We start from the raw sequence: 25,058 nt of genomic DNA on the forward strand, positions 1-25,058 counted from the left end.
ATCCCCTCGGGGATGCGGTCCTCCTGCCTGTACCGGACCTACCCGCCGAAGGGGCCGGCGCGCTCCACCGGCCCGTAGAACAGGCGCTCGAACACCGCGCGGGCGCGGCGGGTCACCGAGAGGTATTCCTCCTCGAGCTGGTTGGCAGAGCCCGGCGGGTATTCCATCACCCGGGCGACGCCCTCGAGCTGCACGCGGTCGGTCGGGAGGACATCCGCGGTCTTGTTGGTCCAGAGGGTGATCGCGGACCGGCAGCGGGACGCGAAGAGCCACGCGGCGGTGAGAGTTTCGGCATCCGTCTCGTTGACCAGGCCCGCGGCGACGGCCGCGCGAAGGGCGCCGAGCGTCGACGAGGTGCGCAGCTCGGCGATGTCGGCCGCATGCTTCAGCTGAAGCAGCTGCACGAACCACTCCACGTCGCTCAACGACCCTCGGCCGAGCTTGAGGTGCCGGTTGGGATCGGCGCCCTGCGGCAGCCGTTCGTTTTCGACTCTGGCCTTGATCCGCTTGACCTCACGGATCGCCTGTTCGCTGATCGATGACGGATACCGCACCTCGTCGGCGACGGCCTCGAAGTCGGCCAGGAGCCGGGCGTCGCCGGCGACTCCTCTCCCCCGCAACAGCGCCTGTGCCTCCCAGGTGAGCGACCAACGCCGATAGTAGGCCTCGTAGGACTCGAGGGACCTGGCAACGGAACCGTTCTTCCCCTCAGGGCGCAGCCCGATGTCCAGGTCCAGAGGCAAGCGGTTGTCATCGGTGAGCCGCGACAATTCCTTGACGATGAACTTCGCCCGGTCGTGGGCTGCCTCGCCGGTGAGGGTGCCCGGGCGAAAGACGTACATCACGTCGGCATCCGAGCCGAACCCCAGTTCCGAGCCGCCGAACCGGCCCATGCCGATCACGGCGAATTCGATCCCGTCGGCGTCCTGACCGTCTTCGGCCCCGTCGAGCGTGGTGCCACGGATGGCGGCGAGCACCCCCTCGATGATGGTGGCGGTGACGTGGGTGAGCCCCGTCGCCAGCTCGTCGATGCTGACCTGGCCCAGGATCGCCGAGAACGCCAGCCGCAGCATTTCGCGGCGCCGGGCCGTGCGCAGGATCGAGGCGGCCGCATCCGGGCTCTCGTGCCGTGCCAGCACGGCGCGGGCCTCCTCACGGAGGGTGGCCGCGCTGCGGGGCCGCAGGTCGTCCTCGTCTTCCAGCCAGGCCACGGATTCGGGAATCGTCTCCAGGAGCTCGCCGACGAAACGGGATGAGGACAGCACCCGGGTGAGTCGCTCGGCGGCCCCGGATGAGTCGCGGAGCATGCGCAGGAACCAGTAGGTCGTACCGAGACTGTCGCTCAGGCGCCGGAACGCGAGCAGCCCGTAGTCGGGGTCGGCTCCCTCGGAGAACCATTGCAGCAGCACAGGCAGTAGATTGCGCTGAATCGTCGCCCGTCGGGACACCCCGCCGGTGAGGGCCGCAATGTGACCGAGGGCGCCCTTGGTATTGCGGAATCCGATGGCGGCCAGCCGGGCCTCGGCCTGGGCGCTGGTGAGGCCCAGCCCGTCCGCGGGAAGCGCGGCCACCGCCGACAGGAGAGGGCGGTAGAACAGGCGCTCATGCAGGCCGCGCACCCGGTGCTTGGTGTTCAGCCACCGGACGCTCAGCTGGGCGGCGTTCGGGGCGAGCCCGGTCGCCCGGGCGAGGACGCGCAGGCTCGACTCGTCGCGCGGGACAAGGTGGGTGCGCCGGAGCTTCTCCAGCTGCAGGCGGTGCTCCATCAGCCTCAGGATGCGGTACTCCTGAGCGAACTCGGCCGCTTCAGCGCGCCCGACATATCCGCTCTCGGCCAGCGCGGTCAGCGCTGGCAGGGTGCCGGCCTGCCGAACCGCCGGATCCGCCTGACCGTGCACGAGCTGCAGAAGCTGCACGGTGAACTCGATGTCGCGGAGGCCGCCGGGGCCGAGCTTCAGCTGCACGGCGACTTCGTCCTCCGGAATGTTCTTGGTGACGCGCTCGCGCATCCGCTGCACGGACTCGACGAAATTCTCCCGGCTGGCACTGGTCCACACCTTCGGGGACACCGCCGCCACATACCGGCCACCGAGCTCGAGGTCGCCCGCCAGCGGTCTGGCCTTCAGCAGCGCCTGGAACTCCCAGCTCTTCGCCCAACGGTCGTAGTAGGCCAGGTGAGACTCGAGGGATCGCACCAGGGCGCCGGACTTGCCCTCGGGACGGAGGTTCGGGTCCACTTCCCAGAGCTCGGGTTCGACGGCGGGCTGATTCAGGCCCCGCATCAGCAGGATCGCGAGCCGGGTGGCGATATCGACCGCGCGCGGCGCTTCCAGGCCGGCGGCCGGGTCACCCTCGGCGACGAAGATCACGTCGACATCACTGACGTAGTTCAGTTCGCCGGCGCCGGCCTTGCCCATGCCGATCACCGCGAGCCGGGTGGCGCGCACCTCTTCCTCCGGGAATACGCCTCGCCCCGCGACCAAACCGGTGGACATGCTCCGCGCGACGGCCAAGGAGGCCTCCAGCGCGGCGGCCGCCAGGTCGGCGAGCGTGCGGGCGACGGCGTCCAGGCCCGCGACCGGGTCGGCCTGCTCGAGGTCGTAGGCGGCCAGCTGCGCCAGGCGGCGCCGGTAGCGCACCCGCAGGGCGACCCAGCCCTCATCGTCGACGAGGCTGGCGAACCCGTCCCGGGTACCGACCGCATCCAGCAGGTCCTCGATCAGTTCCGGCAGGTCGGGAAGGGTCGTGAGCGGCTGGGCGAGAACCGTCAATTCCTCCGGATGACGCAGGAAGAACTCGGTCAGTCCGCTCGACGCGCCGACGACCCGCAGCAGCCGCTGGGTCTGCTCCGGGTGCAGCAACAACGCCCGCACCTCGTGCGGTGCCTGGCGCAGCAGCGAAACGAGGGCCGCGAGGGCGGCATCCGGGTTGGCAGTCTTGCCGAGCAGCGGCAGCAGTGCGGCCGATTCGGGTCCGCCCAGGTCACCGACCTCATCCAGCCGAAAACGCACCTCTCGTAGCTCGACGAAGCCTACCCGGGCGAGCTCGGTCAGGGTCAGCTGTTCCCGTGCCATCGGGTCTCGTCTCCCGCTGTTAGAGCATCTCGAGGTTCTTGTCGAGCTCGAAGGGAGTGACCTGCGAGCGGTACTCCTTCCACTCCTGGCGCTTGTTGAGCAGCACATAGTTGAACACGTGCTCGCCCAGCGTCTCGGCGACCAACTCGGACTCCTCCATGTACTGGATCGCGTGGTCCAGGCTCGCTGGAAGCTGCCGGTAGCCCAGGGCGCGCCGCTCGGTGTCGCTCAGGCCCCACACATTGTCCTCGGCCTCGGGGGGAAGCTCGTAGCCCTCTTCGATTCCCTTGAGCCCGGCGGCCAGCATGAGGGAGTACGCGAGGTACGGATTCGCTGCCGAGTCGATGGCCCGGTACTCGACGCGGGCGCTCTGCCCCTTATTAGGCTTGTAGAGTGGCACCCGGATCAGGGCGGACCGGTTGTTGTGACCCCAGCACACAAAGCTGGGGGCTTCGTCTCCACCCCACAGGCGCTTGTAGGAGTTCACGAACTGGTTCGTGACGGCGGTGATCTCCGGGGCATGCTTGAGCAGCCCGGCGATGAACTGGCGGCCGGTCTTGGAGAGCTGGTATTGCGCGCCCGCCTCGAAGAACGCGTTGGTGTCGCCCTCGAACAATGACAGGTGCGTGTGCATTCCTGACCCGGGGTGCTCCGACATCGGCTTCGGCATGAACGTCGCGTAGACGCCCTGCTCGATGGCCACTTCCTTGATGACCGTGCGGAAGGTCATGATGTTATCCGCCGTGGTCAGCGCATCCGCGTAGCGCAGGTCGATCTCGTTCTGACCGGGACCTGCCTCGTGGTGGCTGAATTCCACAGAAATGCCAAGGTCTTCGAGCATCCGCACCGACCGGCGGCGGAAGTCGTGGGCTGTGCCGCCGGGAACGTTGTCGAAGTAGCCGGCGTGGTCCACCGGCACGGGGCCGTTCTTGCCATACTTGGACGACTTGAGCAGGTAGAACTCAATTTCGGGGTGGGTGTAGAACGTGAAACCGCGGTCGGCTGCCTTGGCCAGCGTGCGCTTGAGCACATTTCGCGGATCGGCGACGGCCGGCTGACCGTCCGGCGTCATGATGTCGCAGAACATGCGGGCGGTCGGGTCGATCTCACCGCGCCAGGGCAGGATCTGGAACGTGGTCGGGTCCGGGTGCGCGAGCACATCCGCCTCGAACGACCGGGTGAGACCCTCGATCGCCGAACCGTCGAAACCGAGACCCTCGGCGAATGCGCCCTCGACCTCTGCGGGTGCGATGGCCACCGATTTGAGGGTGCCGACGACATCCGTGAACCAGAGTCGGATGAACTTGATTCCCCGCTCCTCGATGGTCCGAAGAACGAAGTCGCGCTGCTTGTCCATTCACGCCCTTTCTTGTCGCTCCCTAGGCTACTGTCTGGCGCCGGCTCTCGGGCGAAACCGGCCGCCGATCGGCCTGAACGCGCCTTGACTACACTTGAGGCATGCCAGAGTCGACCGTTCCGGATGAACCCCAGCCCGTCAGCGAGCTGAATCCCTTCGTTTCCGTGCAGTCCGGACCCAAACGGGTGCGCACGCGCCATTTTCACAACGCCAAGCAGCAGGGCATCCCGATAACGGGGCTCACCAGCTACGACATGCTCACGGCCCAGATCTTCGACCAGGCCGGCATCGACTTCCTGCTCGTGGGCGATTCGGCCGGTAACAACGTGTTCGGCTACGAGACCACCCTTCCGGTGACGGTCGACGAACTCATCCCGCTCACCCGGGCCGTCGCGCGCGCCGTGACCCGCGCACTCGTCGTCGCGGACATGCCCTTCGGTTCGTACGAGACCGGCCAGAGCGAGGCCCTGCACACCGCCGTGCGTTTCATGAAGGAAGCGCAGGCCCACGCGGTCAAGCTTGAGGGCGGGGTTCGCAGCCACAAGCAGATCAAGCGCATCGTGTCATCGGGGATCCCCGTGATGGGGCATGTCGGCTTCACCCCTCAGAGCGAGCACGGGCTGGGCGGACACATGATCCAGGGCCGCGGCGAGGCCGCGGATCAGCTGATCGAAGACGCCCTCGCGGTGCAGGACGCCGGCGCCTTCGCGGTCGTGCTCGAGATGGTCCCGGCGACGGTCGCGGCACTGGTCACCGCACGGCTCGACATCCCCACGATCGGGGTGGGTGCTGGGCCCGACGTAGACGGCCAGCTGTTGGTATGGACGGATTTCGCCGGCATGACCGAGGGTCGGGTGCCCCGATTCGTTCGGCAGTACGCCAACCTGCGCGGCGTGCTGACGGATGCTGTGCACCGGTTCAAGGACGACGTCGACTCCGGCGCGTACCCCGGGCCGGAACACAGCTACGAGTAAAACTCGCCGCTCGCGGGACTAGCGATCGTTTTCGGCCTCTTCCGCGGCCCATTTGGCGCTGTTCGCGCGCAGCTTCTCCAGCGCGTGGACGGCCTCCTCCCGGGTGGCGAACGGCCCGACGCGGTCCGCGGAGGGGGACTGCATCCCCTGTTCGACCGCGCCCGTGCGCATGTTGTACCAGAACTGATGATCGGTGCCTTCGGACATAAGCTTGATCCTATGCCTAAGGATTCTGTTGGTCACCTCCTCCCGGGCGCGGTTTCTCCGCTCCGCTCCGTTCCCCGCCACATCGTGCGCCCGGAGTACGTCGGCAAGGGAATGCCCTCGCCCTACACAGGATCGAATCTGTACTCCTCCGAGCGCATCGAGCTGATCCGGGAATCAGGCCGGATTGCGGCCGGGGCCATCGAAGCGGTCGCACAGGCCATCCGCCCCGGCGTGACGACAGAGGAACTCGACCGGATCGGCCACGAGTTCATGATCGAGCGTGACGCCTACCCGTCGACGCTCGGCTATCGGGGGTTCCCCAAATCACTGTGCAGTTCCGTGAACGAGGTCATCTGCCACGGCATCCCGGACGACACCGTTCTTGAGAACGGCGACATCGTCAACATAGACATCACCGCCTACAAAAACGGTGTGCACGGCGACACGAACGCCACCTTCATTGTCGGCGAGGCACGGGACGAGGTCAGGCTTCTCGTCGAACGCACCCGGGAGGCTCTCGCCCGCGGTATCAGGGCCGTCGCTCCCGGACGCCAGGTGAACGTGATCGGCCGCGCCATCGAGTCCTACGCCAAGAGGTTCGGCTATGGGGTCGTTCGGGACTTCACCGGACACGGCGTCGGCGAGGCCTTCCACTCCGGCCTGATCATCCCGCACTACGACTCCGCTCCCGTCTACGACACCGTGATGGAGGTCGGCATGGTCTTCACGATCGAACCGATGCTCACCCTGGGCGGGACCGACTGGGACATGTGGGCGGATGACTGGACCGTGACGACCCGGGACAAGAGCATCACCGCCCAGTTCGAGCACACCCTCGTGGTGACCGACCGCGGCGCCGAGATCCTCACCCTCTCCTGACAACCGGTAGGTTTTGACTATGAGTTCAACCATGGCCATCGGCATTGACATTGGCGGCACCGGGATCAAGGGAGCGGTGGTCGATCTGTCCACCGGCAAGCTCCTGTCCGATCGTGTGAAGCTTCCCACGCCTAAAGGCGGCCGACCAGCCGACATCATCGAAACGACCAGGACCCTCCTGACAACCGTTTCCGCCGAGGAGGGTGCCGGCGCGCTGCCGGTGGGCATCTGCTTCCCCGCCGTCGTCAAGAACGGCCACACCATGTCGGCCGCCAACGTCTCGGACAAGTGGATCGGCCTCTCCGCCGAGAATCTCTTCCAGAAGGGTCTCGGCCAGCCCATTCACTTCGTGAACGACGCGGATTCCGCCGGCTACGCGGAGGCGCAGTTCGGCGCGGCGAAGGGGGTGAAGGGAGTGGTCATCATGACGACCCTCGGCACCGGAATCGGAACCGCACTGCTCAACGACGGTTTGCTGGTGCCGAACACCGAACTCGGCCATCTGCAGATCGAGGGCGTCGACTACGAAACCAAGGCCGCGTACTCCGCCAAGGAGCGGGAGAACCTGAGCTGGGAAAAATGGGCCGGTCGGCTGCAGAAGTACTACTCGACCTTGGAAGCACTGTTCTCGCCGGACCTCTTCATCGTCGGCGGCGGCGTGTCCAAGCACCACCAGGACTTCCTGCCCCTTCTGCGACTGAAGACAGCCGTCATCCCGGCCGTGCATCGCAACAACGCGGGAATCCTCGGGGCCGCCGCACTCGCCGTCAAGCATCAGGACTGACCTGCCCGGGGCGGCAGAGCACCCGGGCGCAGAACCCGGCGGCCGGAAGGTGGAATGGGCCGGCTATTACGCCGGGTTCTGTCCCGATGCCGTAGCACCCTGGACGGCCATCTATCTCGGGACTACGTTGCCGCAGCCCTCTAGCGGTCTACCCGGAAACTCGGCGAGCCGCCTTGGCGTTTCCTGTCTGACCTTGCTCCGGACGAGGTTTACCTAGCCGACCAGGTCACCCTGGCCTCTGGTGGTCTCTTACACCACCGTTTCACCCTTACCACCGGCCGAAACCGGAGGCGGTCTACTTTCTGTGGCACTGTCTCGCGGGTTACCCCGGGTGGGCGTTACCCACCATCCTGCTCTGCGGAGCCCGGACGTTCCTCGGCATCCGCTGACCCGAAGGTAGCGGATGACGCGACCGTCTTGCCGACCCATTCCACAGTCCAGAATACAGGCCGCCGGCGGGGCCCGGCTCCACCTAGATCCCGGACTCCTCCGTGCGAACCAGGATCGCCCCGCAGTCCGGGCAGAACAGGACCTCGTCGGCCGGCGAGGAACGCACGGCATCGAGGTCGCTGCCGGTGAGCGTCATCGTGCAGCCGCTGCAGGTGCGCGCCCGCAACAGGGCAGCGGCGTTGCCCCGCCCCGTCACGAAGCGCTTCTCGTACAGCGTGGCGAGGTCCTCGGCGACGCTGCCGGCGACGGCGGCCCGGTCCCGGCGGAGTTCGCCGAGCTGCCGGTTCAGATCGGCGAGGCTTTCGTTGCGCGCCTGCTCGGCGTCGTGGATCCGGAGCGCGATCGCGTCCCGCTCCGCCTCCACCGCGGAGACGGTCGCATCGCTCTCCTCGAGCCGTTCCATCACCGCGATCTCGATCTCCTCGAGCGCCAGGAGGCGCTTGCGCAGCGCCGCAAGCTCCGTCTCCAAAGCCTGCACGTCTTTCACCGAGGAAGTGTGCTGAACCCGGTCGGTGTCCCGCGCGATGCGCTTCTCGACCACTTCGACGTCGGATTCGATCCGCGCCAGCTCGGTGCGCACGTCATCACGTTCGCCGGCGCGGGTGCCGAAGGCCATCCGGGTGGTGTCGAACAGCGTGGTGAGTTCCCGGATCTCGGCGTGCTGGGGCAGGGCCTTCGTCTGATGCTCGACCTGCTGCAGCCGGATGTCGAGAGCCTGAAGCCGGAGAAGCTCTTTCTGTTCTACTGGGGATGCCTTCACGATGTCCTGACCTTTGCGAATAGAAATATGAACGAGCGTTGGGGGTGGATCCGAACTTCATCGGCAGGCTACTGCACGATCGCGAAGTCCCAGGGATCCGTGCGCAGGGAACTGCTGGTGATGCGCACACCGGGCAGAAGAGCCCGCAGCTGTTCGGCGGCCGGCTCGATCCAGAGCCATTCACTGGCCCAGTGCGACACGTCGATCAGGGCAGGGGTGCCCCCCGACAGCCCGGACTGCTCACGGGCCTCCGACGCCGGGTGGTGACGGAGGTCGGAGGTGATATAGACGTCGGACGCCTGCACGGCGGGATGAGGGAGAAGGGAATCGCCTGCACCACCGCAGAGCGAGACGGTTTTGACGACACTGCCGTACTCCCCCGAGACCCGGACGCCGGTGGCGGTCGCCGGCAGGAGCTGGGCGAGCCGGTGGGCCAGTTGGCCCAGGGTGGTCGGGTGCGCGAGCCGGCCGACCCGGCCGATTCCCGTTCCCGCCGCGGCGCCCGCCGTGATGGGGGTTGCGTCAATGAGGCCGAGTCGGGTGGCGAGGATGTCCGAGACGCCGTCTACGACGACATCCGCGTTGGTGTGGGCCGCAAGGAGAGCGCAATTCGCTCGGATCAGACGACCGATCAGGGCGCCCTTGTAACGGTCTTCGGCGACCGACGTGACGCCGCGCAGCAGGAGCGGATGGTGCACCAGGAGCAGGTCTGCGTCATGTCCGACCGCCTCGTCCACGGTCGCGGAGACGGCGTCCACGGCCAGGTGGATCGATTCGACGGGCTGGCCGGGGTTGCCGCAGACCAGACCCGGGGCGTCCCAGACTTCGGCACCGGACAACGGCCACAGTTCATGGATGATCCGACTGACATCGGCGAGTGAGACGGGCACCTCGTCAGCCTACCGGTGACGAGGCGGTGCGCCCTCCTGACGACGGTTGACCGGAATTCCGAGGAACTGCAAGCGCGGTCACCGCCACCAGAACCAGCCCGAGCCCGGCCCAGCCGGACGGTGGCAACCGCTCGCCGACGATCAGGACCGCCAGCAGCGTAGCCACGAGAGGTTCGACCAGAGTGAGGCTGGTCGCCGTGCTGCCGCAGACCGTGCGCGGGCCGCGGCCGAAGAGCAGATAGGCGACGAACATGGGCCCGATCGCGCGAGCAGCCCGAGCAGAACGCCCAGAGGAGCGGACCCGGCGGCCTGGTCCGACTGCCGGCCGGTGATCAGCAGAATCGTGCCGAGCAGAGCCACCAGTGTGCACAGTGTCCAGAGCCGTGTGACTGCCCTTGGTCGCCAGCGGGCTGGCGCTGACGGGCAGGAAGTGCGCGGCCGTGCCCGTCGTTCCCCAGAGCAGCGCAGCCAGAAAGATGGGGGCCACGCCGAGCCGGCTCGTGACGGTTCGCGGCGGCGTCACCATCCGAGAGTGCCGGGAGCCCCCTTGAACGGTCCGACGACCCGGGAGGTGATCCAGCCGCCGTAGAAGTCGCCCGGCTGAGGCAGCACCGCTTCCCCGTTCACGGTGACGAGGTCCATCCGTCCGGGGTACAGCGCGACGCGGTTCGCCAGATCCTCGAAGCCCCGCGTCGGCGACGGGTAGTACCACCCGGCCGCCTCCTCCACACGCCCCGGGGTGACCACGCTCAGGTACGACGCCTCGCCCTTGTACTCGCAGTACGATCGGCCGGTCACCGGTTCGAGGCTCCCCGCCCGGAACGCGGAGCGCGGCAGGTAGTAGACCGGCGGATGGCTGGTCTCGAGCACCCGGACGGCATCGTCGGTGTCGACCAGGACCAGGCCACCGAGGGTGACGACGACCCGGTCGGCACTCGTCTCCACGCGAGGCGGTCGCGGGTAATCCCAGACCGATTCCTGGCCGGGTCCGGGCACAACCCGGTTAGTGCGAAACGGCTTCATCCGGCCAGCGTACCGGGAGCGGCCGGGTGAATTCGAACATTGGACGAACCCTCCTGGCGCTGCAACTCCACCCCGAAGACGGCGGCCTGGGTGCGGCGCTCCATGCCGAGTTTGCTGAGCACCCCCGACACATAGTTCTTCACCGTCTTCTCCGCCAGGTCAAGGTGCTCGCCGATCTGGCGGTTGGTGAGGCCCCGGGAGATCAGATCGAGGACTTGCCGTTCCCGCGTCGTCAGCGCGCGGGCGGCAGGGTCGCCTCGGTCCAGCCCCAACGAGGTTGCCACCCGGCCGGCCAGCCGCGGGGTGAGCAGCGACTCCCCCCCTGCCACACGCCGGATTCCCTGCACCAGGCGATCACCGCGGATGTCCTTCAAGACATAGCCGGACGCCCCAGCCAGGACGGCGGCGCGGCTGGCCATGTCGTCGTCGAACGCCGTGAGCATCAGGCACCGGATGCCGGGATCCCTCCCCCGGATGTCCCGGCAGGCGTCGATGCCGCTTCCGTCGGGCAGCCTCACGTCAAGGACCACGACGTCCGGCCGGGTGGCGGCGACCCTCGCCACGGCCTGCCGCCTCGTTGCCGCCTCCCCCACCACTTCCAGGTCAGCTTCGGCGTTGATCAGGGCAGCCAGGCCGATACGGACGACGTCGTGGTCGTCGACCACGAACACGCGCGTCATCGGGAAGTCTCTGCGGAAGCGTCGCTCACGCGCGCCGTCCAACGCAGTTCGGCACCGCGCGGCGCCCGGTCGCGCAGCGACACCATCCCCTGCCAGCGTTCGGCTCTGACCGCCAGATTAGCGACGCCGCTGCGCCGACTTGCGCCGGTCAGACCGACGCCGGTGTCGCCGATCTCGACCGTGAGGATGTGCGCTGCGACCGAGACGCGCACTTCAGCCTCCCGGGTTCCGGAGTGCCGGACCACGTTGGTCAGCCCCTCGCGCACGACCGCCACGACATCATCAGCCAGCGAGGTGGAAACGAGCAGATCGATCGCCCCGGAGAACACCACCCGCGGCGGGTGCGCAAAGAGAGGTCCGACCTCGTCGAGCAGGTCGACGATGCTGCGGCGAAGCCCGTGCCGGTCGGGGTCCGCCTGCGTCGACAACCCGAAGATCGCGGTGCGGAGGTCGGCGATGACCGCGTCGAGCGCTCCCACCTGGTCGGCCAGCCGCCGCCCGAACACCGGGTCGGCGGTCATCCCGCCGAGGGCGCGCACGGCGAGCCCGACAGCGAAGACCCGCTGAATGACCCGGTCGTGCAGCTCACGTGCGATCCGGTCGCGATCGGTGAGCACCGCCAGACGCGCCCGGTCCGTGCTGCTCCGCTCGAGGTGGCGGCCCGCATATGCCAGTCGGGCGAAATCGACGGCCGAATCGAGGTCCACGGCAGTAAACGGGGGCGCCCCGCTGGGCCGGGAGGCCGTGAGCACCACTGCGGGCGGGCCGGTTTCCCCGGCTTTGCCCAGCGGGACCACCAGGGTCGACCCGAGTATCAGGAGCGACTCGGGGCCCGCAGCCTCGCGCTCTTCCCGGCCGACGAGGACCGGCCGGCCGGTGGCCATCGCCCGGCCGCAGAGGCTCCCCGCCACGGGGAAGGCCAGGCCGTCCAACGGTCGAGTGGCGCTGCCATGAGCCGCGTGGACGACAAAACCGTCCCCCACGCCCGAATCAACACCAGGCGGCCCGATGACGCAGACTAGGTCCGCATCCGCAGCCGACGCGAAGATGTCTGCCAGCAACATCAGCGGGTCACCCGTTCGCTCACCCCGCAAACCCTCGATGAAATCGGCGGATGCGGCCACCCACCGCGACCGGCGCGGGAGGGGCAGGTGCGCCGGCAGGTCGATCACTGTCTCCGAGCGAGCCTCGGGACGTTCGTTCAGGGTGACCGGGATAGTTTCGTGGGGCATGACCGAGGACCGCCTCTCGTCTGGTAGCGGGGATACTACCCGCACGGGACCTTCGGCCCTGTCCCGGTCCGGCAGGCACTGCGATCATAACGTGGGGCGGTCTGTTCGGTGCGATTCCACCCCAGAGCAGGAGTCACACCCATGGTTGAAAAAGTGATCGTCGCCATTGACGGTGGGGCCGCGAGCAAGGCGGCCCTGGAGTGGGCCCTCGACCGGGTCGTGACGCTCGAACGGATGCAGGGCACGCCCGTGCAACTCGAACTCACCACGGTGGTGGAGCTGGGCTGGTACCCCGCTGAGGGATCGGACTATTCCAGTCAGCCTGCCTACGAGCGCCCGCTCGCGGAAGCCCTTCGACGGGTCGAACAGGTGGCACCCTCCTGCCGGAAGACGAGCTACATCCGCCATGGCGTCCCGGTCGATGAGCTGGCGCGGGCATCGGCGACCGCCGACCTTCTGGTCATCGGCACGAACAAGACCGGTGTTCTCGCCGGGACGGTCTTCGGCACCCTTCCCCTTCGCCTCGCGGCCCACGCCCGATGCCCCGTCGTCGTCGTCCCCGTCAACTGGCAGGCACGTGGCGGCCACATCGTCGTGGGCATGGAGAACGACGTCACGGCCCTGGTCGCCGTTGACTTCGCGGCCCGCGAAGCCGAGCGTTACAAACTCCCTCTCGATATCGTCCACGCCTGGACCATTCCCGCGACCGTGGCCGTCGAATACGGTGCCGTCCTGCCCTACGAGGAGATACGGGACGCCCACGCGCGCATCCAGTCGGGGGCAACGAGGAGGGTTCGCGACGCGCATCCGGCGCTGCATATCGCCGAGGTTCTGAAACAGGGCACCGCGGCATCCGTGCTCGTGAATGCCTCCCAAACGGCGTCCCTCGTCGTCGTCGGCACACACGGCCGGGGTGCCGTCGGCAGCCTCTTTCTCGGTTCGGTCAGCCACGACGTGCTGATGAACCTGCCGTGCCCGGTCGCTGTGGTCCCCCGCCCGGCCGGTGAACACGCCGAGTCCCGACCGGACTCCACGGAAGGTGTGAAGAAGCGGTGAACACCTCCTACATCGGATTCGACGGGTCGCCCGTGGTCCTGGTGCACGTCGTCGACGATGAGTGGGGGCTGCTGGGTCCCGACGACGCAAGGGAGGCCGAGCGCCGGGCGAGCAGTCTGCTCACGCAGGAGATCACCGCGGCGAAGACGCATCCCGGGCTGGACATCGGCGCGCTCGTCCTGCGCGGGTCTCCCGCCTGGACGCTCGCCGCGGTGCCGACATCCGACGATGTTTTGGTCGTCGGAACCCACAAGACCGGTTCCCTGAGCGGACGCGTGCTCGGCTCGCGCAGCGTTCAGATCGCCGCGGCGGCCGGCTGCACCGTCGCCGCGGTGCCGGAATCGACCTCAGACAGCCGAAGCGGAGTCGTCGTGGATGTCGACCGTTTCGAGGGATCCACCTCGGCCGTCATTCCCGGCGCCCAGGAGGCGCGCCGCCTTGGCCACGAACTCATCCTCGTGCATGCGCCCTCGACTTTGCGTGCGGAGCCCGGAGCTCGCGACTGCCGCGACCCCCGGCGCGTTCGTGAATCCCCGGCTGGTGCACCGGCCGCCGGCCGAGGCTCTGCTCGATGTCGGCAGCGAGGCTGCCATACCGTGCTCAGAGTTTCACATCCGAGGCCCGTGACCCAGTCGGTGATCGATTCAGTCACCCACGACGTCCTGATGAACATCAACGTGCCTGTGCTGATCGCCCGGTCCGACTGACACCCTCCGATTCGCACGCTCCGATGCGAGCGCTGTGGACAACTTAGACGGGTTCGCTGATCGGTCCGGTCTCGGTGCCGGCGACCCTGATCACAGCGACTGGGCAGGGCATGGTCAAAACGATCACATGACTGACCGAACCCAGCCAGAAGCGAGCGAACCCGTGGCGACCGTGGCTGCCCACAACGAGAAGCCGCGCACCGGTCGCCGCCGACACAAGTGCGTCCACCGGCAACCCGAGGTCGAGCCGCAGGTCGAGCACCAGGTCCGGATAGCGTTCGGCCAGTCCCACCACCGCTATGGAGAGGACCAGGCGGTCCGCCTCATCGGGCACCATCGGCCAGTCGATCATGGCGCGCTCTTCGGTCCAAGGGGCCGGCGCACTCCAGCAGTACAGCGCCGTCAACCGCTCGCCCAGGCGGTCCGCCTGATCCGCGGCGAATGTCACAGCGGCGAGGGATGCCTCGGAACCGTCCACCCCGACGACGACGCCGGTGCCGCGCTGTTCCTCCCGCTCGGGCACGGCGACGACGGAACCGGCGGCGTAAGCCGCGATCTGCGCGGCTTGGGTGCTGAAGACATAGTCCCGAAACCGGCCCAGGGCATGCGAGCCCACGACGAGGAGTTGCGCGCCGACGGCCCAGTCGGTGAGGGCCCCGGTGGGCGAGCCCTCGAGGACCGTCGTGCGAAAAGTCAGGTCAGGAGCGACACTGCGGGCCTCCTCACCCTCACGGGCGAGCAGCAGTTCGGCCTGCTCGCGGGCCGAGTGCAGAAACCCGGCTGGGGTCGTGCCGAAGGTCGCGTCGACGACGTGCACCAACTCGATCTCCAGGCTCCGGGGACGCGCATAGTCGAGCGCCCACCGGAGCGCAGCCCGAGCCGGCGGCCGACCGCTGACGCCCACTACAACACGGTTGTCCACGACGACCTCCTCCGCTCCCCGTCACAGCGGGCAGAACGGGGTCTACGATGTCGCGCGCCGGTCCGACAGAACAGGGCCGAAAGTCCCGGCGTCGGTCAGGACGTCAGTAGTCGAACTCGTCGAACTGTGGCGAATCCAGCCCGTCGCCCGTCCACGAGGCTCGGCCCGAGGCCATGCCGACCAGGGCCTTATGGCGGAGAGTGTCCACCGTCTCCGGCTCCAACAGCTCTGACCGTGCGGAACCGGCAGTAACGCAGACCAATTGGCCGGATCCGCCGATCAGGATCTGGATGCGACCCAGCAGGCCCGTCTCTTTGACGATCGGGATGTCGACGACATCGACCTGGGGACGGAGACTCAACGCCTCGGCATAGTGCATGACGGCATCCGCAAGGTCATCGCCCGTGATGACCGATCCGCCGGGGTGAAATAGACGCTTCATGGTAGACCCCTGATTGTTCACGAAATGGACATGTGCAGCCAAGGTCTGGGGCATATTCTGATACTAGACCGTGCGGGGTTTACAGGTCGAGGGTTCGGTTCACAACCTGTTCGGCAACCTCGACCAGCCACTGGCCGTTGTCGCGGGCATATTGACGCAGGATCGCGAAGGCCTCTTCCATGTCGACGGTGTGGGTGAAAGCGACGACGCCCTCGGCCTGCTCGATCAGAACGCGGCTACTGAGCGCGCGTTGCAGCTACGCCCGAGCCACGCCGCTCTCCCTGATGGCGCGTTCCTGAAGAATGCCGATGGTGGCGGTGTCGGCCAGCGCCTGGACCGTGCGCAGGTCCTCCGCTCCCAGACCGCCGAGGCGATCCCAGAAGACATTGAGCGATCCGATGGTCGTCGCTCGCAGCCGCAGGGGGACCGAATGCATCGACTTGAAGCCAAGTTCGAGCGCTCCCGCCCGGAACCGTGGCCATGCCGGGGCGAGGACATCGAGGTCGGGAATGGCCACGGGTAGCCGGTCGTGTAGCACTCGACGCACGGCCCATTGCCGGCCCGCAGCTGCAGTATCTCAATCAGGCGACTTCGTTCGTCGGTTGAGGCCACGACCTCGAGATCGTTGTCGTTGTCGTTGTCGTTGTAAGCGGAGAGGATGATCCCGACCGCGGACGCCCCGAAGAGTGTGGCGCAGGTCTCTACGAGTGTGTGCAGCAGGTCGACGACGTCGTACCCGACGACAAGCGGGTCGGCCAGCATGACGAAGGTCTCAACCAACTGACCTTCACGTGTTCTGGTCACCATAATTCCATCCCAGCACCCGTCTAATTCTGAAGTAAAAATCAACCCTTCGCGCCACAACATCGTCCGCTACCTCGCGGACCGTGCGCGCGTGGGAGTGCGGGGGCGGCGGGAGTACAGGTCAACCGCTCCGATGTCCGACGTTCGGACGTTCCGACGTTCCGACGACCATCGGGAACGCGAACACGCCTTCGACGTCGCTCGCGCACACGGTTTCGGTGCCGAACGGTGCGCCGAGGGTGGAGATCGCCACGCCGGTGACGGGCAGCACCCGCAGGAACGGCGAACACAGGTGCGTGCTGTTCAGGTGCGTGCTGTTCAGGTGCGCGTTGCGCAACTCCTCGACGGCGAGGCGGAACGATTGACGGTCAGACCGGGACATGACGACGTTCACCCCCCCCAGGGCATCCGTTACTCGGATCGAAATTACTCGCATCGAAGTCGCTCGCGCGTGAGTGTGAACGGTGCCTTCACGACCACTCGGCTCCGCGGGAAAGCAACGATTATTCCGCGGCGGGCAGCGACTTTCTCAGTCACGCCGTTTCCAGCGTATCGCGCGGAACCCGGCTCCGTAGAGCTATTGAAGAACCTGCGTCCGACCTTTGCACGCACCGAGGATCGGTCACGGCCGGATGGGGCGTAGGCCGAGTCAGTCGGCGAACCTGCGCAGCATCTCCAGCACGACCGCGGCCGAGCGGTCGGCCGCGTCGTCGATGTGGGTGAGGTGATCGTCAACCGGTCCGCACAGGTCGGAGATGCCGCGGACCGCCACGAACGGTACGCCATGAGCGAAGCAGGTTTGAGCAGCGCCCACGGATTCCATGTCGGTGGCGAGAACCCCGGGGAACAGCACGCGGAGGCTCTCTGCGCGCTCCACGCTCACGAAGGCGTCGTTGGAGACCAGCAGCCCGCGGCGCACGACCAGCGCCGATCCGTCGGGCATCCGGGCAGCCGACTCGGCGCCGCGCAGCGCCTCAGTCGCGCCCTCGTAGCGAGCCGGCATGCCGGGCACCTGGCCGAGCGCGTACCCGAAGACGCGTGCGTCAGCGTCGCTGTTGAGGTATTCGCTCCCGATGACCACCTCGCCCACCCGCACCTGGGCGCCCACCCCGCCGGCCGAACCCGCGCTGATCACCAGCGGCGACGCCTCGGGGTCCTCGGCGCGCACAAAGAGCAGTGCGGATGTCGTCCCACCGGCCGCGTTGACCAGCCCGATGCCGCTCTGCACGAGCAGCACTTCACGCCCGGCCAAGGTGAGGCGGTGCCGGCGGGCCCTGCCGATGGCGACCGGCGGCGCGGAAGCGGTGGCCGCCGCCAGGAACGGAGCAGCCTCCTCCTCCATCGCGACCAGAATGATCGCGTCGACGGTCGTCATGCGGTGACGGTGGCCCAGGCGCCGCGGGCGGCCAGGAAGACCTTCACGGCGTCCTGGGCGGCTGCCAACGAGTGGTTGGCTCCCCAACCGCACTGAACCTCGTTGGCGGCGGGCACCTCGGTGGCGCCGAGGATGTCGGTCATGGTGGCCTCGATCAACTCGAGGACCTCGGCGTACTCCGGCTGCCCCTGCAGAATGAGGTAGAAACCGGTTTGACAGCCCATCGGAGAGAAGTCGATGACTCGGGTGGAATGGTTGCGGGAGTGCTCGGCGAAGAGGTGCTCGATCGAGTGCACTGCCGGCATCTCCAGGTGAAGGACGTTGGGCTGGGTGAAGCGCACGTCGTACTTCACGATGGTGTCCCCCTGCGGCAGCATCTTGGTATCGGCCAGGCGCACGTAGGGTGCGACAACCGTGCGGTGATCGAGGTTGAACGATTCGACGTTCATGCGTGGCTGATTCACGTGTTCTCCCTGGAAGCTGTCGTGGCACTCGGCTGGGGCTCGTTCGCAACGGACGTGATCAGGGGTTTATGTGTGGGCCCTACCGGGCTCGAACCGATGACATCCACGGTGTAAACGTGGCGCTCTACCAACTGAGCTAAAGGCCCCTGACGCAACGGCCGGTGAAGGCCGTGTTTCATCATACAGATTCTGCGCGCCGGGTGGACCGCGGCCGGGTTCAAGTCGGCTGGAGTTCGCCGATCGCAGCCCGGTAGGCCTCCAACGACCGGGGCTCGCCCGGCGCGGTGATGAAGCTGGCCCGGATGATCCCCTCAGGGTCGATCAAGAACGTGGCCCGGTTCGCAAAGCCCTTTTGCTCGAGGAACACCCCGTATTCCTTAGCGACCGCACCGTGCGGCCAGAAGTCGGCCAGGAGGTCGAAGGTGTACCGTTCCTGTTCCCCCCAGGCACGCAGGGCGTGACGGGAATCGACCGAGATGCCGAGCAGTTCCACCTCGTTGGCGACGAACAACGACAGGTTGTCCCGCAGCTCGCACAACTCGCCACTGCAGATTCCCGAGAACGCGAGGGGGAAGAAGACCAGGGCGACCGACTTCTTCCCGCGGAACTCGCTGAGCTGCACCCGCTCGCCGAACTGGTTGAAGAGCTCGAAATCAGGAGCCTGGGTGTCATTTTCCAACGCCATGGAGCGCTTCCTTTCGTGCGCCCACGGGAACGATGCAAGGCGACGCCACAGCCTAGCCCCGCCTTCTGCCGGAACCAAGATGAGCGTCCCAAGGGACCCTCGATTCCCGGCCCGAACGGCGCTCACCGACCGCGCACAAACCGAAGGCAAAATCTGTAGGCTTGCGTGGTGCCATCGGTCGTGATCCGACCGTCATCCGGCACCGCTAACTTGGCAGGTTCGCTTCGATGGTCTGCCCAACAGAGAGAGGTCGAGTGTGACTGTCAACGACCAGGACCCGTATTCGGTCAACAGCACGGATGCGGACCCGGAGGAAACCGCCGAATGGTCGGAATCGCTGGACGCGCTCGTATCGGCCCACGGTCACCAGCGTGGTCGGGAGATCATGCTGACGCTCCTGAAACGCTCCAAGGAACTGCACCTCGGCGTGCCCATGGTGCCGACCACGGACTACATCAATACCATCGCGGCCGGCAATGAACCCGACTTCCCTGGCGACGAAGACATCGAGCGCCGCTACCGCGCCTGGATACGCTGGAACGCCGCCGTTCTCGTGCACCGTGCTCAGCGCCCCGGCATCTCCGTCGGCGGCCACATCTCGACCTATGCATCCTCCGCTGCCCTCTACGAGGTCGGCTTCAACCACTTCTTCCGCGGCCAGGACCACCCGGGCGGCGGAGACCAGATCTTCATCCAGGGCCATGCCTCCCCCGGAACCTACGCGCGGGCCTTCCTCGAGGGCCGCCTGAGCACCGACCAACTCGACGGATTCCGCCAGGAGAAGTCCCACGGCCCCAACGGGCTGTCCTCCTACCCGCACCCGCGACTGATGCCGGAATTTTGGCAGTTCCCGACGGTCTCCATGGGACTCGGCCCGATCAACGCCATCTACCAGGCGCAAACCAACCGGTACCTCACCAACCGCGGGATCAAGGACGCCAGCGACCAGCAGGTCTGGGCGTTTCTCGGCGACGGCGAGATGGACGAGGTCGAGAGCCGCGGGCAGCTGCAGGTTGCCGCCAACGAGGGTCTCGACAACCTCAATTTCATCGTCAACTGCAACCTCCAGCGCCTCGACGGCCCGGTACGCGGCAACGGCAAGATCATCCAGGAACTGGAAAGCTTCTTCCGCGGCGCCGGCTGGAACGTCATCAAGGTCGTCTGGGGTCGCGAGTGGGACGAGCTGCTCTCCCGCGACACCGATGGCGCCCTGCGCGACCTGATGAACGCCACCCCCGACGGCGACTACCAGACTTACAAGGCCGAGAGCGGTGCGTACGTGCGTGAGCACTTCTTCGGCCGCGACCCCCGCGCGCTCAAGCTCGTCGAGGGTTACACCGACGACGACATCTGGAACCTCAAGCGCGGTGGCCACGACTACCGCAAGGTCTACGCGGCATTCAAGGCCGCATCCGAGCACAAGGGCCAGCCGACCGTTATCCTGGCCAAGACGGTCAAGGGTTACGCCCTCGGCCCGAGCTTCGAGGGCCGCAACGCGACCCACCAGATGAAGAAGTTCACCCTCGACAACCTCAAGACGTTCCGCGACAGCACCCACATGCCGATCACGGATGCCCAGCTCGAGGAGAACCCCTACCTCCCGCCGTACTTCAAGCCGGACGAGGACGATGAGGCGATCCAGTACCTGCATGAGCGCCGCCGCGCGCTCGGCGGGTACGTGCCGGAGCGTCGCAGCAAGTACACGCAGATTACCCTGCCGGGCGACGCGACCTACGCCCCCACCAAGAAGGGTTCCGGCACGCAGGAGATCGCGACCACGATGGCCTTCGTACGGCTGCTCAAGGAACTGCTGCGCGCCAAGGACTTCGGACACCGCATCGTGCCGATCATCCCGGACGAGGCTCGCACCTTCGGCATCGACGCGTTCTTCCCGAACGCCAAGATCTACAACCCCAGCGGCCAGCAGTACACCTCGGTCGACCACGCGCAGCTTTTGGCGTATAAGGAGAGCCCGCAGGGCCAGATCCTGCACGTGGGGATCAACGAAGCCGGCGCGATGGCTGCTTTCACCAACGTGGGCACGTCGTACGCAACGCAGGGTGAGCCGCTCATCCCGATCTACGTCTTCTACTCGATGTTCGGCTTCCAGCGCACGGGCGACGCCATGTGGGCCGCGGGCGATCAGATGACCCGCGGGTTCATGATCGGCGCAACCGCCGGACGCACCACCCTCACCGGCGAAGGCCTGCAGCACGCCGACGGCCACTCGCCGTTGCTGGCCTCGACGAACCCCGCCGTGGTCTCGTACGACCCGGCCTACGGCTACGAGATCGGGCACATCGTGCGGTCGGGACTCGAGCGGATGTACGGAGGAACGCACGCCGACCCCAACGTCATGTACTACATCACGGTCTACAACGAGCCGCAGGTGCAGCCGCGCGAGCCCGACGACGTGGACGTGGACGGCATCGTGCGCGGCATCCACCGCGTCAGCGTGTCCGATGTGTCCGGTCCGAAGGCGCAGCTGTTGGCCTCCGGCGTCTCCGTGCCCTGGGCGCTCGAGGCCCAAGCCCTTTTGGCCGAGGACTGGGGAGTGTCCGCCGACGTCTGGTCGGTCACCTCCTGGGCCGAACTGCGTCGCGATGGCATCGCGGTCGAGGAACACAACTTCCTCTACCCGGACGACGCGCCGCAGATCCCCTATGTGACGGAGAAGCTGACCGGCACCGCCGGACCGTTCATCGCCGTCACCGACTTCATGCATGCGGTGCCCGATCAGATCCGGCAGTTCGTGCCCGGCGACTTCGCGACCCTCGGCGCCGACGGGTTCGGTTTCTCCGACACCCGCCCGGCGGCCCGCCGCTACTTCAAGATCGACGGACCGTCGATGGTGGTGCGCGCACTCGAACTTCTCGCTCGCCGAGGCGAGGTCGACCGCAGCGTCGTCGGCCAGGCGATCGCGAAGTACCGGTTGCACGACGTAACGGCGGGAACTACCGGTTCCGCCGGGGGCGAGAGCTAACAGCCCCCGTGGCACCCACACCGAAGACGAAGGAACAGACGCTCACCTGGCTGCGAACGATATCCGGGGAGCTTTCCACGGCGACGCTGAAGCGTCTCGAGGACACGCTGCCCTGGTACGGCGATATGCCGCCCGGGCGGCGTTCCGCCGTGGGCCTGGTCGCCCAGGCCGGGATCACGTCGTTCATCTCGTGGTTTGACGACCCGCGGTCCACCCCCTGGATCGCGGCCGACGTCTTCGGTGCCGCTCCGCGAGAACTGCTGCGCTCAATCAGCCTGCAGCAGACCCTGCAGCTCATCCGCGTCACCGTCGAGGTGGTGGAGGAGCGGGTCAAAGACGGCGGGGAAATCCTGCGGGAGGCCATCCTGCTGTACTCCCGCGAGATCGCCTTCGGCGCGGCGGATGTCTATGCCCGGGCAGCCGAGGCACGCGGCCTCTGGGATGTCCGCCTCGAGGCCCTGGTCGTCGACTCGATCCTGAGCGGCGAGTACGACGACGAACTGCCCAGCCGGATCGCGGCCCTCGGCTGGCACGGGCACGGCGAGGTCTGCGTGCTCGTGGGCACGACACCCAAGATGCTCGACGTCGACCAGCTGCGTCGCTCGGCCCGCCACATGGCCGCCGACGTTCTGATCGGGGTGCAGGGCAACCGGCTCGTCCTGGTCATCGGCCGGGCCCACCCGTCGCCGACCGAGACGGATGACGCGATCGGCACGGCCTCCGCCCTCAGCTTCATGGAGATCGCGGTGCAGCTCGAGCCGAGCTTCGGCGCCGGCCACCTGGTGCTCGGCCACGAGGTGCCGAATCTGGTCGACGCGTCCAAGAGCGCTAAGGCCGCCTTGGCCGGCTTCGCCGTGGCGCGCTCCTGGCGCAACGCCCCACGCCCTGTACAGGCGGACGATCTGCTCCCCGAGCGGGCGCTGGCCGGCGATCCGCTTGCCCGCGCCACGCTGATCCACCGGATCTACCGCCCGCTGCAGGCGCATTCGACCGAGCTGCTCACCACACTCTGGTGCTACCTGGACAACGGTCGCTCCCTGGAAGCCACCGCCCGGGAACTGTTCGTACACCCGAACACCGTGCGCTACCGCCTGAAGCGGGTGTCAGAGGTCATCGGCTACGACGCCACGGGCGCCCGTGAGGCCCTCATCCTGCAGGCCGCCCTGATCATCGGGTCGATCAGCGACCACGACGGCTCAACACGCCGGCGTTAATCGCGGCGTCAGAGGTGCCGAACTAACGAGATTCGACAAACACTCCGCGAATAGTTGGTGGATCTCCGACATGCCCGCAACAAACGAGGTTGGGAGACTGGATCAATGATTGTTGTCGTCTGCCCCGGTCAGGGCTCACAAACCCCCGGCTTCCTCGAGCCCTGGCTTCGGAACCCCACTTTCGCCGCCGGCCTGGACGAGATCTCCGCGGCCTGCGGAATTGATCTGATGCGCCACGGCACCGTGAGCGACGCCGACACCATTCGGGACACCCGAATCGCCCAGCCGCTGATCGTGGCCGCCGGACTCCTCACGTTGAACGCACTCCTCGCCGACGGCCGGCGGGAGCGCATCACCGGTATCGCCGGTCACTCGGTGGGCGAGATCACCGCCGCAGCCGGCGCCGGCATCCTCAGCGCGGTGGACGCCGTGCGTTTCGTGCGCGAGCGCGGCACCGCCATGGCCGAGGCCGCGGCGCTGGAGCCCTCCGGCATGAGCGCCGTGCTGGGCGGCGATGAGACCGAACTCCTGGCCCGCCTCGACGAACTCGACCTCGCCCCGGCCAACTTCAACGGTGGCGGACAGATCGTCGTCGCCGGCTCCCTCGCGGCTCTGGCCGCTCTCGGCAAGAACCCCAATCCGCGCACCCGGGTGATTCCGCTGCAGGTGGCTGGTGCATTCCACACGCGGTATATGCACCCGGCGGTGAAGCACCTCACCCGTGTCTCCGCGCTGCTCGCGCCCGCCGATCCCACGCTTTCGATCTGGACGAACCGGGACGGCAGCGCGGTGTCCAACGGTGTCCGGTTCGTGGAGTTGCTGGTTGATCAGGTGTCCTCGCCGGTACGGTGGGATATGTGCATGCGTTCGTTCGCGGATGCCGGCGTGACCGGAATCATTGAGGTCGCACCGGCCGGGGCTCTTGTCGGCCTCGCCAAACGTGCCCTCAAGGGCGTGCCCAGCGTAGCGATCAGGACGCCGGACGACCTGCCCGCTGCGTTCGACCTGATCGACCAGCAGAACCTAGTCTGACCGAAAGAGAATATGTCCAAGCCAACACTCCAGCAATCGCACGGTCCCCGGTACACCCGGATTCTCTCGATCGGCGCCGCCCGCGGGGACCTAGTCGTGCCCAACGACGACCTGGTCGGTCCGATCGATTCGTCTGATGAATGGATCCAACAGCGCACCGGCATCATCACCCGCACAAGAGCGAGCCAGGACATCCAGGCCGTCGACCTCGCGACGGATGCCGCCCGCGAAGCCATAGAGAGGTCCGGCATCCAGCCACACCTGATCGACGCCGTCATTGTGGCCACGATCAGCAACGGCCGGCAGACACCGTCCATTGCCGCCGTGGTCGCCGATCGGGTCGGCGCCAACCCCGCCGCCGCCTACGACGTCAACGCCGCCTGCGCCGGATACACCTACGCCGTGGCGCAAGCCGATTCCCTGATCCGCACGGGCACCGCCCACTACGCGCTCGTCATCGGCGCCGAGAAGCTATCCGACCTCGTCGACCCCACGGACCGCAGCATCTCGTTCCTCCTCGGCGACGGCGCCGGCGCCGTCGTCATCGGCCCGAGCGACTTCCCGGGGATCGCACCCACCGTGTGGGGATCCGACGGGTCCAAGGCCGATGCCATCACCATGAATCACACCCTGCAGGAATACCGACGCGGAGAATCCGAATGGCCCACCCTGCGCCAGGAAGGCCAAACGGTTTTCCGCTGGGCCGTCTGGAACATGGCGAAGGTGGCTAAGGAGGCTCTCCAGGTCGCGGGAATCGAGAGCGACCAGCTCGCCGCTTTCATCCCGCACCAGGCCAATATGCGCATCATCGACGAGTTCGCCAAGCAACTGAAGCTTCCCGACTCGGTCGTCATCGCCCGCGATGTCGCCACCACCGGGAACACCTCGTCGGCGTCGATCCCGCTGGCCACCCACCGTCTCCTGGAAGAGCACCCCGAGCTCAGCGGTGGCCTCGCCCTCCAGATCGGCTTTGGAGCAGGACTGGTGTTCGGCGCGCAGGTCGTCGTGCTTCCCTAGATTTCACTCAACTCCCCTCTAAACTGAATCTCGGTCATACGAGACAC

General features: G+C 67.1%; 26 protein-coding genes, 1 tRNA gene and 1 other RNA gene. 9 read left to right on the forward strand and 19 right to left on the reverse strand.

The window, feature by feature from the left end; translation table 11 throughout:
- Nucleotides 1–38: 38 nt before the first annotated feature.
- Both E3N86_RS14755 and E3N86_RS14760 read right to left on the reverse strand, forming a co-directional pair.
- On the reverse strand, nucleotides 39–3,074 hold the full coding sequence (locus E3N86_RS14755) for a bifunctional [glutamine synthetase] adenylyltransferase/[glutamine synthetase]-adenylyl-L-tyrosine phosphorylase (protein WP_134512223.1): 3,036 nt from the start codon (nucleotides 3,072–3,074) through the stop codon (nucleotides 39–41).
- 19 nt (nucleotides 3,075–3,093) lie between these two features.
- On the reverse strand, nucleotides 3,094–4,431 hold the full coding sequence (locus E3N86_RS14760) for a glutamine synthetase family protein (protein WP_104101951.1): 1,338 nt from the start codon (nucleotides 4,429–4,431) through the stop codon (nucleotides 3,094–3,096).
- 101 nt (nucleotides 4,432–4,532) lie between these two features.
- On the opposite strand from E3N86_RS14760, the gene panB reads away from it, so the two are divergent.
- Nucleotides 4,533–5,405, forward strand: a complete 873-nt coding sequence (panB, locus tag E3N86_RS14765; protein WP_104171103.1) for a 3-methyl-2-oxobutanoate hydroxymethyltransferase — start codon at nucleotides 4,533–4,535, stop codon at nucleotides 5,403–5,405.
- 18 nt (nucleotides 5,406–5,423) lie between these two features.
- Here the strand turns inward: panB and E3N86_RS14770 are convergent, their stop codons facing one another.
- On the reverse strand, nucleotides 5,424–5,612 hold the full coding sequence (locus E3N86_RS14770; protein WP_104101945.1) for an SPOR domain-containing protein: 189 nt from the start codon (nucleotides 5,610–5,612) through the stop codon (nucleotides 5,424–5,426).
- A gap of 12 nt (nucleotides 5,613–5,624) precedes the next feature.
- On the opposite strand from E3N86_RS14770, the gene map reads away from it, so the two are divergent.
- Both map and ppgK read left to right on the forward strand, forming a co-directional pair.
- Nucleotides 5,625–6,491, forward strand: a complete 867-nt coding sequence (gene map / locus E3N86_RS14775; RefSeq protein WP_134342908.1) for a type I methionyl aminopeptidase — start codon at nucleotides 5,625–5,627, stop codon at nucleotides 6,489–6,491.
- Between the two features lie 19 nt (nucleotides 6,492–6,510).
- Entirely contained in the window at nucleotides 6,511–7,275 is a 765-nt protein-coding gene (gene ppgK, locus E3N86_RS14780) for a polyphosphate--glucose phosphotransferase (RefSeq protein WP_134371940.1), read from the forward strand.
- 51 nt (nucleotides 7,276–7,326) lie between these two features.
- Here ppgK and rnpB read toward each other — a convergent pair.
- The 7 genes from rnpB to E3N86_RS14815 form a co-directional block, all read right to left on the reverse strand.
- An RNA gene (gene rnpB / locus E3N86_RS14785) (RNase P RNA component class A) lies at nucleotides 7,327–7,703 on the reverse strand.
- A gap of 44 nt (nucleotides 7,704–7,747) precedes the next feature.
- Nucleotides 7,748–8,485 carry a zinc ribbon domain-containing protein gene (locus E3N86_RS14790; RefSeq protein ID WP_134371938.1) on the reverse strand — a complete coding sequence of 246 codons (738 nt, stop codon included), beginning with the start codon at nucleotides 8,483–8,485 and terminating at the stop codon, nucleotides 7,748–7,750.
- 68 nt (nucleotides 8,486–8,553) lie between these two features.
- Nucleotides 8,554–9,375 (reverse strand): Nif3-like dinuclear metal center hexameric protein, encoded by an 822-nt coding sequence (locus E3N86_RS14795; protein ID WP_134342909.1) that lies wholly within the window; start codon nucleotides 9,373–9,375, stop codon nucleotides 8,554–8,556.
- A gap of 4 nt (nucleotides 9,376–9,379) precedes the next feature.
- Nucleotides 9,380–9,901, reverse strand: a complete 522-nt coding sequence (locus E3N86_RS17680; RefSeq protein ID WP_134371936.1) for a DMT family transporter — start codon at nucleotides 9,899–9,901, stop codon at nucleotides 9,380–9,382.
- Nucleotides 9,895–10,398: a DUF427 domain-containing protein gene (locus E3N86_RS14805; RefSeq protein WP_104101929.1), complete on the reverse strand. Its 504-nt coding sequence runs from the start codon at nucleotides 10,396–10,398 to the stop codon at nucleotides 9,895–9,897. Before E3N86_RS14805 ends, E3N86_RS17680 begins: the two co-directional genes overlap by 7 nt.
- The gene (locus E3N86_RS14810; RefSeq protein ID WP_134512224.1) at nucleotides 10,395–11,078 is read right to left on the reverse strand and encodes a response regulator transcription factor; all 684 of its coding nucleotides are present in this window, start codon (nucleotides 11,076–11,078) and stop codon (nucleotides 10,395–10,397) included. Before E3N86_RS14810 ends, E3N86_RS14805 begins: the two co-directional genes overlap by 4 nt.
- Entirely contained in the window at nucleotides 11,075–12,310 is a 1,236-nt protein-coding gene (locus E3N86_RS14815; RefSeq protein ID WP_134342912.1) for a sensor histidine kinase, read from the reverse strand. The genes E3N86_RS14810 and E3N86_RS14815 overlap by 4 nt, the downstream gene beginning before the upstream one ends.
- Nucleotides 12,311–12,451: 141 nt before the next feature.
- Here E3N86_RS14815 and E3N86_RS14820 point away from each other — a divergent pair, with 141 nt between their 5' ends.
- Entirely contained in the window at nucleotides 12,452–13,366 is a 915-nt protein-coding gene (locus E3N86_RS14820) for a universal stress protein (RefSeq protein ID WP_134371932.1), read from the forward strand.
- Nucleotides 13,363–14,073 carry a universal stress protein gene (locus E3N86_RS14825; protein WP_134371930.1) on the forward strand — a complete coding sequence of 237 codons (711 nt, stop codon included), beginning with the start codon at nucleotides 13,363–13,365 and terminating at the stop codon, nucleotides 14,071–14,073. Before E3N86_RS14820 ends, E3N86_RS14825 begins: the two co-directional genes overlap by 4 nt.
- A gap of 43 nt (nucleotides 14,074–14,116) precedes the next feature.
- Here the strand turns inward: E3N86_RS14825 and E3N86_RS14830 are convergent, their stop codons facing one another.
- The 9 genes from E3N86_RS14830 to E3N86_RS14865 form a co-directional block, all read right to left on the reverse strand.
- Entirely contained in the window at nucleotides 14,117–14,995 is an 879-nt protein-coding gene (locus E3N86_RS14830) for a universal stress protein (protein ID WP_134512225.1), read from the reverse strand.
- 103 nt (nucleotides 14,996–15,098) lie between these two features.
- Nucleotides 15,099–15,437, reverse strand: coding sequence for a hypothetical protein (locus E3N86_RS14835; protein WP_134371926.1), 339 nt, complete (start codon nucleotides 15,435–15,437; stop codon nucleotides 15,099–15,101).
- Nucleotides 15,438–15,516: 79 nt separating this feature from the next.
- Nucleotides 15,517–15,693 carry an ANTAR domain-containing protein gene (locus E3N86_RS17545; RefSeq protein ID WP_370295539.1) on the reverse strand — a complete coding sequence of 59 codons (177 nt, stop codon included), beginning with the start codon at nucleotides 15,691–15,693 and terminating at the stop codon, nucleotides 15,517–15,519.
- A complete protein-coding gene (locus tag E3N86_RS17550) occupies nucleotides 15,694–15,954 on the reverse strand; it encodes a GAF domain-containing protein (RefSeq protein WP_241980543.1) in 261 nt (86 codons plus the stop codon).
- A gap of 408 nt (nucleotides 15,955–16,362) precedes the next feature.
- Nucleotides 16,363–16,677: a hypothetical protein gene (locus tag E3N86_RS14845; RefSeq protein ID WP_134512226.1), complete on the reverse strand. Its 315-nt coding sequence runs from the start codon at nucleotides 16,675–16,677 to the stop codon at nucleotides 16,363–16,365.
- A gap of 213 nt (nucleotides 16,678–16,890) precedes the next feature.
- Nucleotides 16,891–17,616, reverse strand: coding sequence for a 5'-methylthioadenosine/S-adenosylhomocysteine nucleosidase (gene mtnN, locus E3N86_RS14850; protein WP_104101904.1), 726 nt, complete (start codon nucleotides 17,614–17,616; stop codon nucleotides 16,891–16,893).
- Complete coding sequence (locus E3N86_RS14855; protein ID WP_104171090.1) at nucleotides 17,613–18,065, reverse strand: S-ribosylhomocysteine lyase; 453 nt, start codon at nucleotides 18,063–18,065, stop codon at nucleotides 17,613–17,615. Before E3N86_RS14855 ends, mtnN begins: the two co-directional genes overlap by 4 nt.
- An 88-nt stretch (nucleotides 18,066–18,153) precedes the next feature.
- Nucleotides 18,154–18,226 (reverse strand) — tRNA-Val (locus tag E3N86_RS14860).
- Between the two features lie 71 nt (nucleotides 18,227–18,297).
- The gene (locus E3N86_RS14865; protein WP_134371922.1) at nucleotides 18,298–18,765 is read right to left on the reverse strand and encodes a peroxiredoxin; all 468 of its coding nucleotides are present in this window, start codon (nucleotides 18,763–18,765) and stop codon (nucleotides 18,298–18,300) included.
- A gap of 256 nt (nucleotides 18,766–19,021) precedes the next feature.
- Here E3N86_RS14865 and aceE point away from each other — a divergent pair, with 256 nt between their 5' ends.
- From aceE to E3N86_RS14885, 4 genes are all read left to right on the forward strand, one after another.
- Entirely contained in the window at nucleotides 19,022–21,748 is a 2,727-nt protein-coding gene (gene aceE / locus E3N86_RS14870; protein ID WP_134512227.1) for a pyruvate dehydrogenase (acetyl-transferring), homodimeric type, read from the forward strand.
- Between the two features lie 8 nt (nucleotides 21,749–21,756).
- Complete coding sequence (locus E3N86_RS14875; RefSeq protein ID WP_134371918.1) at nucleotides 21,757–22,962, forward strand: CdaR family transcriptional regulator; 1,206 nt, start codon at nucleotides 21,757–21,759, stop codon at nucleotides 22,960–22,962.
- 105 nt (nucleotides 22,963–23,067) lie between these two features.
- The gene (locus E3N86_RS14880; RefSeq protein ID WP_104101893.1) at nucleotides 23,068–23,994 is read left to right on the forward strand and encodes an ACP S-malonyltransferase; all 927 of its coding nucleotides are present in this window, start codon (nucleotides 23,068–23,070) and stop codon (nucleotides 23,992–23,994) included.
- Between the two features lie 12 nt (nucleotides 23,995–24,006).
- The gene (locus E3N86_RS14885) at nucleotides 24,007–25,011 is read left to right on the forward strand and encodes a beta-ketoacyl-ACP synthase III (RefSeq protein ID WP_104101891.1); all 1,005 of its coding nucleotides are present in this window, start codon (nucleotides 24,007–24,009) and stop codon (nucleotides 25,009–25,011) included.
- Nucleotides 25,012–25,058: the final 47 nt, after the last annotated feature.

Source organism: Cryobacterium sp. Hz7, assembly GCF_004402815.1.
Lineage (GTDB): Bacteria > Actinomycetota > Actinomycetes > Actinomycetales > Microbacteriaceae > Cryobacterium > Cryobacterium sandaracinum.

Coding starts and splice junctions, on each gene's coding strand:
- E3N86_RS14755 (WP_134512223.1), bottom strand. CDS start 3,074: ATGGCACGGGAACAGCTGACCCTGACCGAGCTCGCCCGGGTAGGCTTC.
- E3N86_RS14760 (WP_104101951.1), bottom strand. CDS start 4,431: ATGGACAAGCAGCGCGACTTCGTTCTTCGGACCATCGAGGAGCGGGGA.
- panB (WP_104171103.1), top strand. CDS start 4,533: ATGCCAGAGTCGACCGTTCCGGATGAACCCCAGCCCGTCAGCGAGCTG.
- E3N86_RS14770 (WP_104101945.1), bottom strand. CDS start 5,612: ATGTCCGAAGGCACCGATCATCAGTTCTGGTACAACATGCGCACGGGC.
- map (WP_134342908.1), top strand. CDS start 5,625: ATGCCTAAGGATTCTGTTGGTCACCTCCTCCCGGGCGCGGTTTCTCCG.
- ppgK (WP_134371940.1), top strand. CDS start 6,511: ATGAGTTCAACCATGGCCATCGGCATTGACATTGGCGGCACCGGGATC.
- E3N86_RS17680 (WP_134371936.1), bottom strand. CDS start 9,901: ATGGTGACGCCGCCGCGAACCGTCACGAGCCGGCTCGGCGTGGCCCCC.
- E3N86_RS14805 (WP_104101929.1), bottom strand. CDS start 10,398: ATGAAGCCGTTTCGCACTAACCGGGTTGTGCCCGGACCCGGCCAGGAA.
- E3N86_RS14810 (WP_134512224.1), bottom strand. CDS start 11,078: ATGACGCGCGTGTTCGTGGTCGACGACCACGACGTCGTCCGTATCGGC.
- E3N86_RS14815 (WP_134342912.1), bottom strand. CDS start 12,310: ATGCCCCACGAAACTATCCCGGTCACCCTGAACGAACGTCCCGAGGCT.
- E3N86_RS14820 (WP_134371932.1), top strand. CDS start 12,452: ATGGTTGAAAAAGTGATCGTCGCCATTGACGGTGGGGCCGCGAGCAAG.
- E3N86_RS14835 (WP_134371926.1), bottom strand. CDS start 15,437: ATGAAGCGTCTATTTCACCCCGGCGGATCGGTCATCACGGGCGATGAC.
- E3N86_RS14845 (WP_134512226.1), bottom strand. CDS start 16,677: ATGCGAGTAATTTCGATCCGAGTAACGGATGCCCTGGGGGGGGTGAAC.
- mtnN (WP_104101904.1), bottom strand. CDS start 17,616: ATGACGACCGTCGACGCGATCATTCTGGTCGCGATGGAGGAGGAGGCT.
- E3N86_RS14855 (WP_104171090.1), bottom strand. CDS start 18,065: ATGAACGTCGAATCGTTCAACCTCGATCACCGCACGGTTGTCGCACCC.
- E3N86_RS14865 (WP_134371922.1), bottom strand. CDS start 18,765: ATGGCGTTGGAAAATGACACCCAGGCTCCTGATTTCGAGCTCTTCAAC.
- E3N86_RS14880 (WP_104101893.1), top strand. CDS start 23,068: ATGATTGTTGTCGTCTGCCCCGGTCAGGGCTCACAAACCCCCGGCTTC.
- E3N86_RS14885 (WP_104101891.1), top strand. CDS start 24,007: ATGTCCAAGCCAACACTCCAGCAATCGCACGGTCCCCGGTACACCCGG.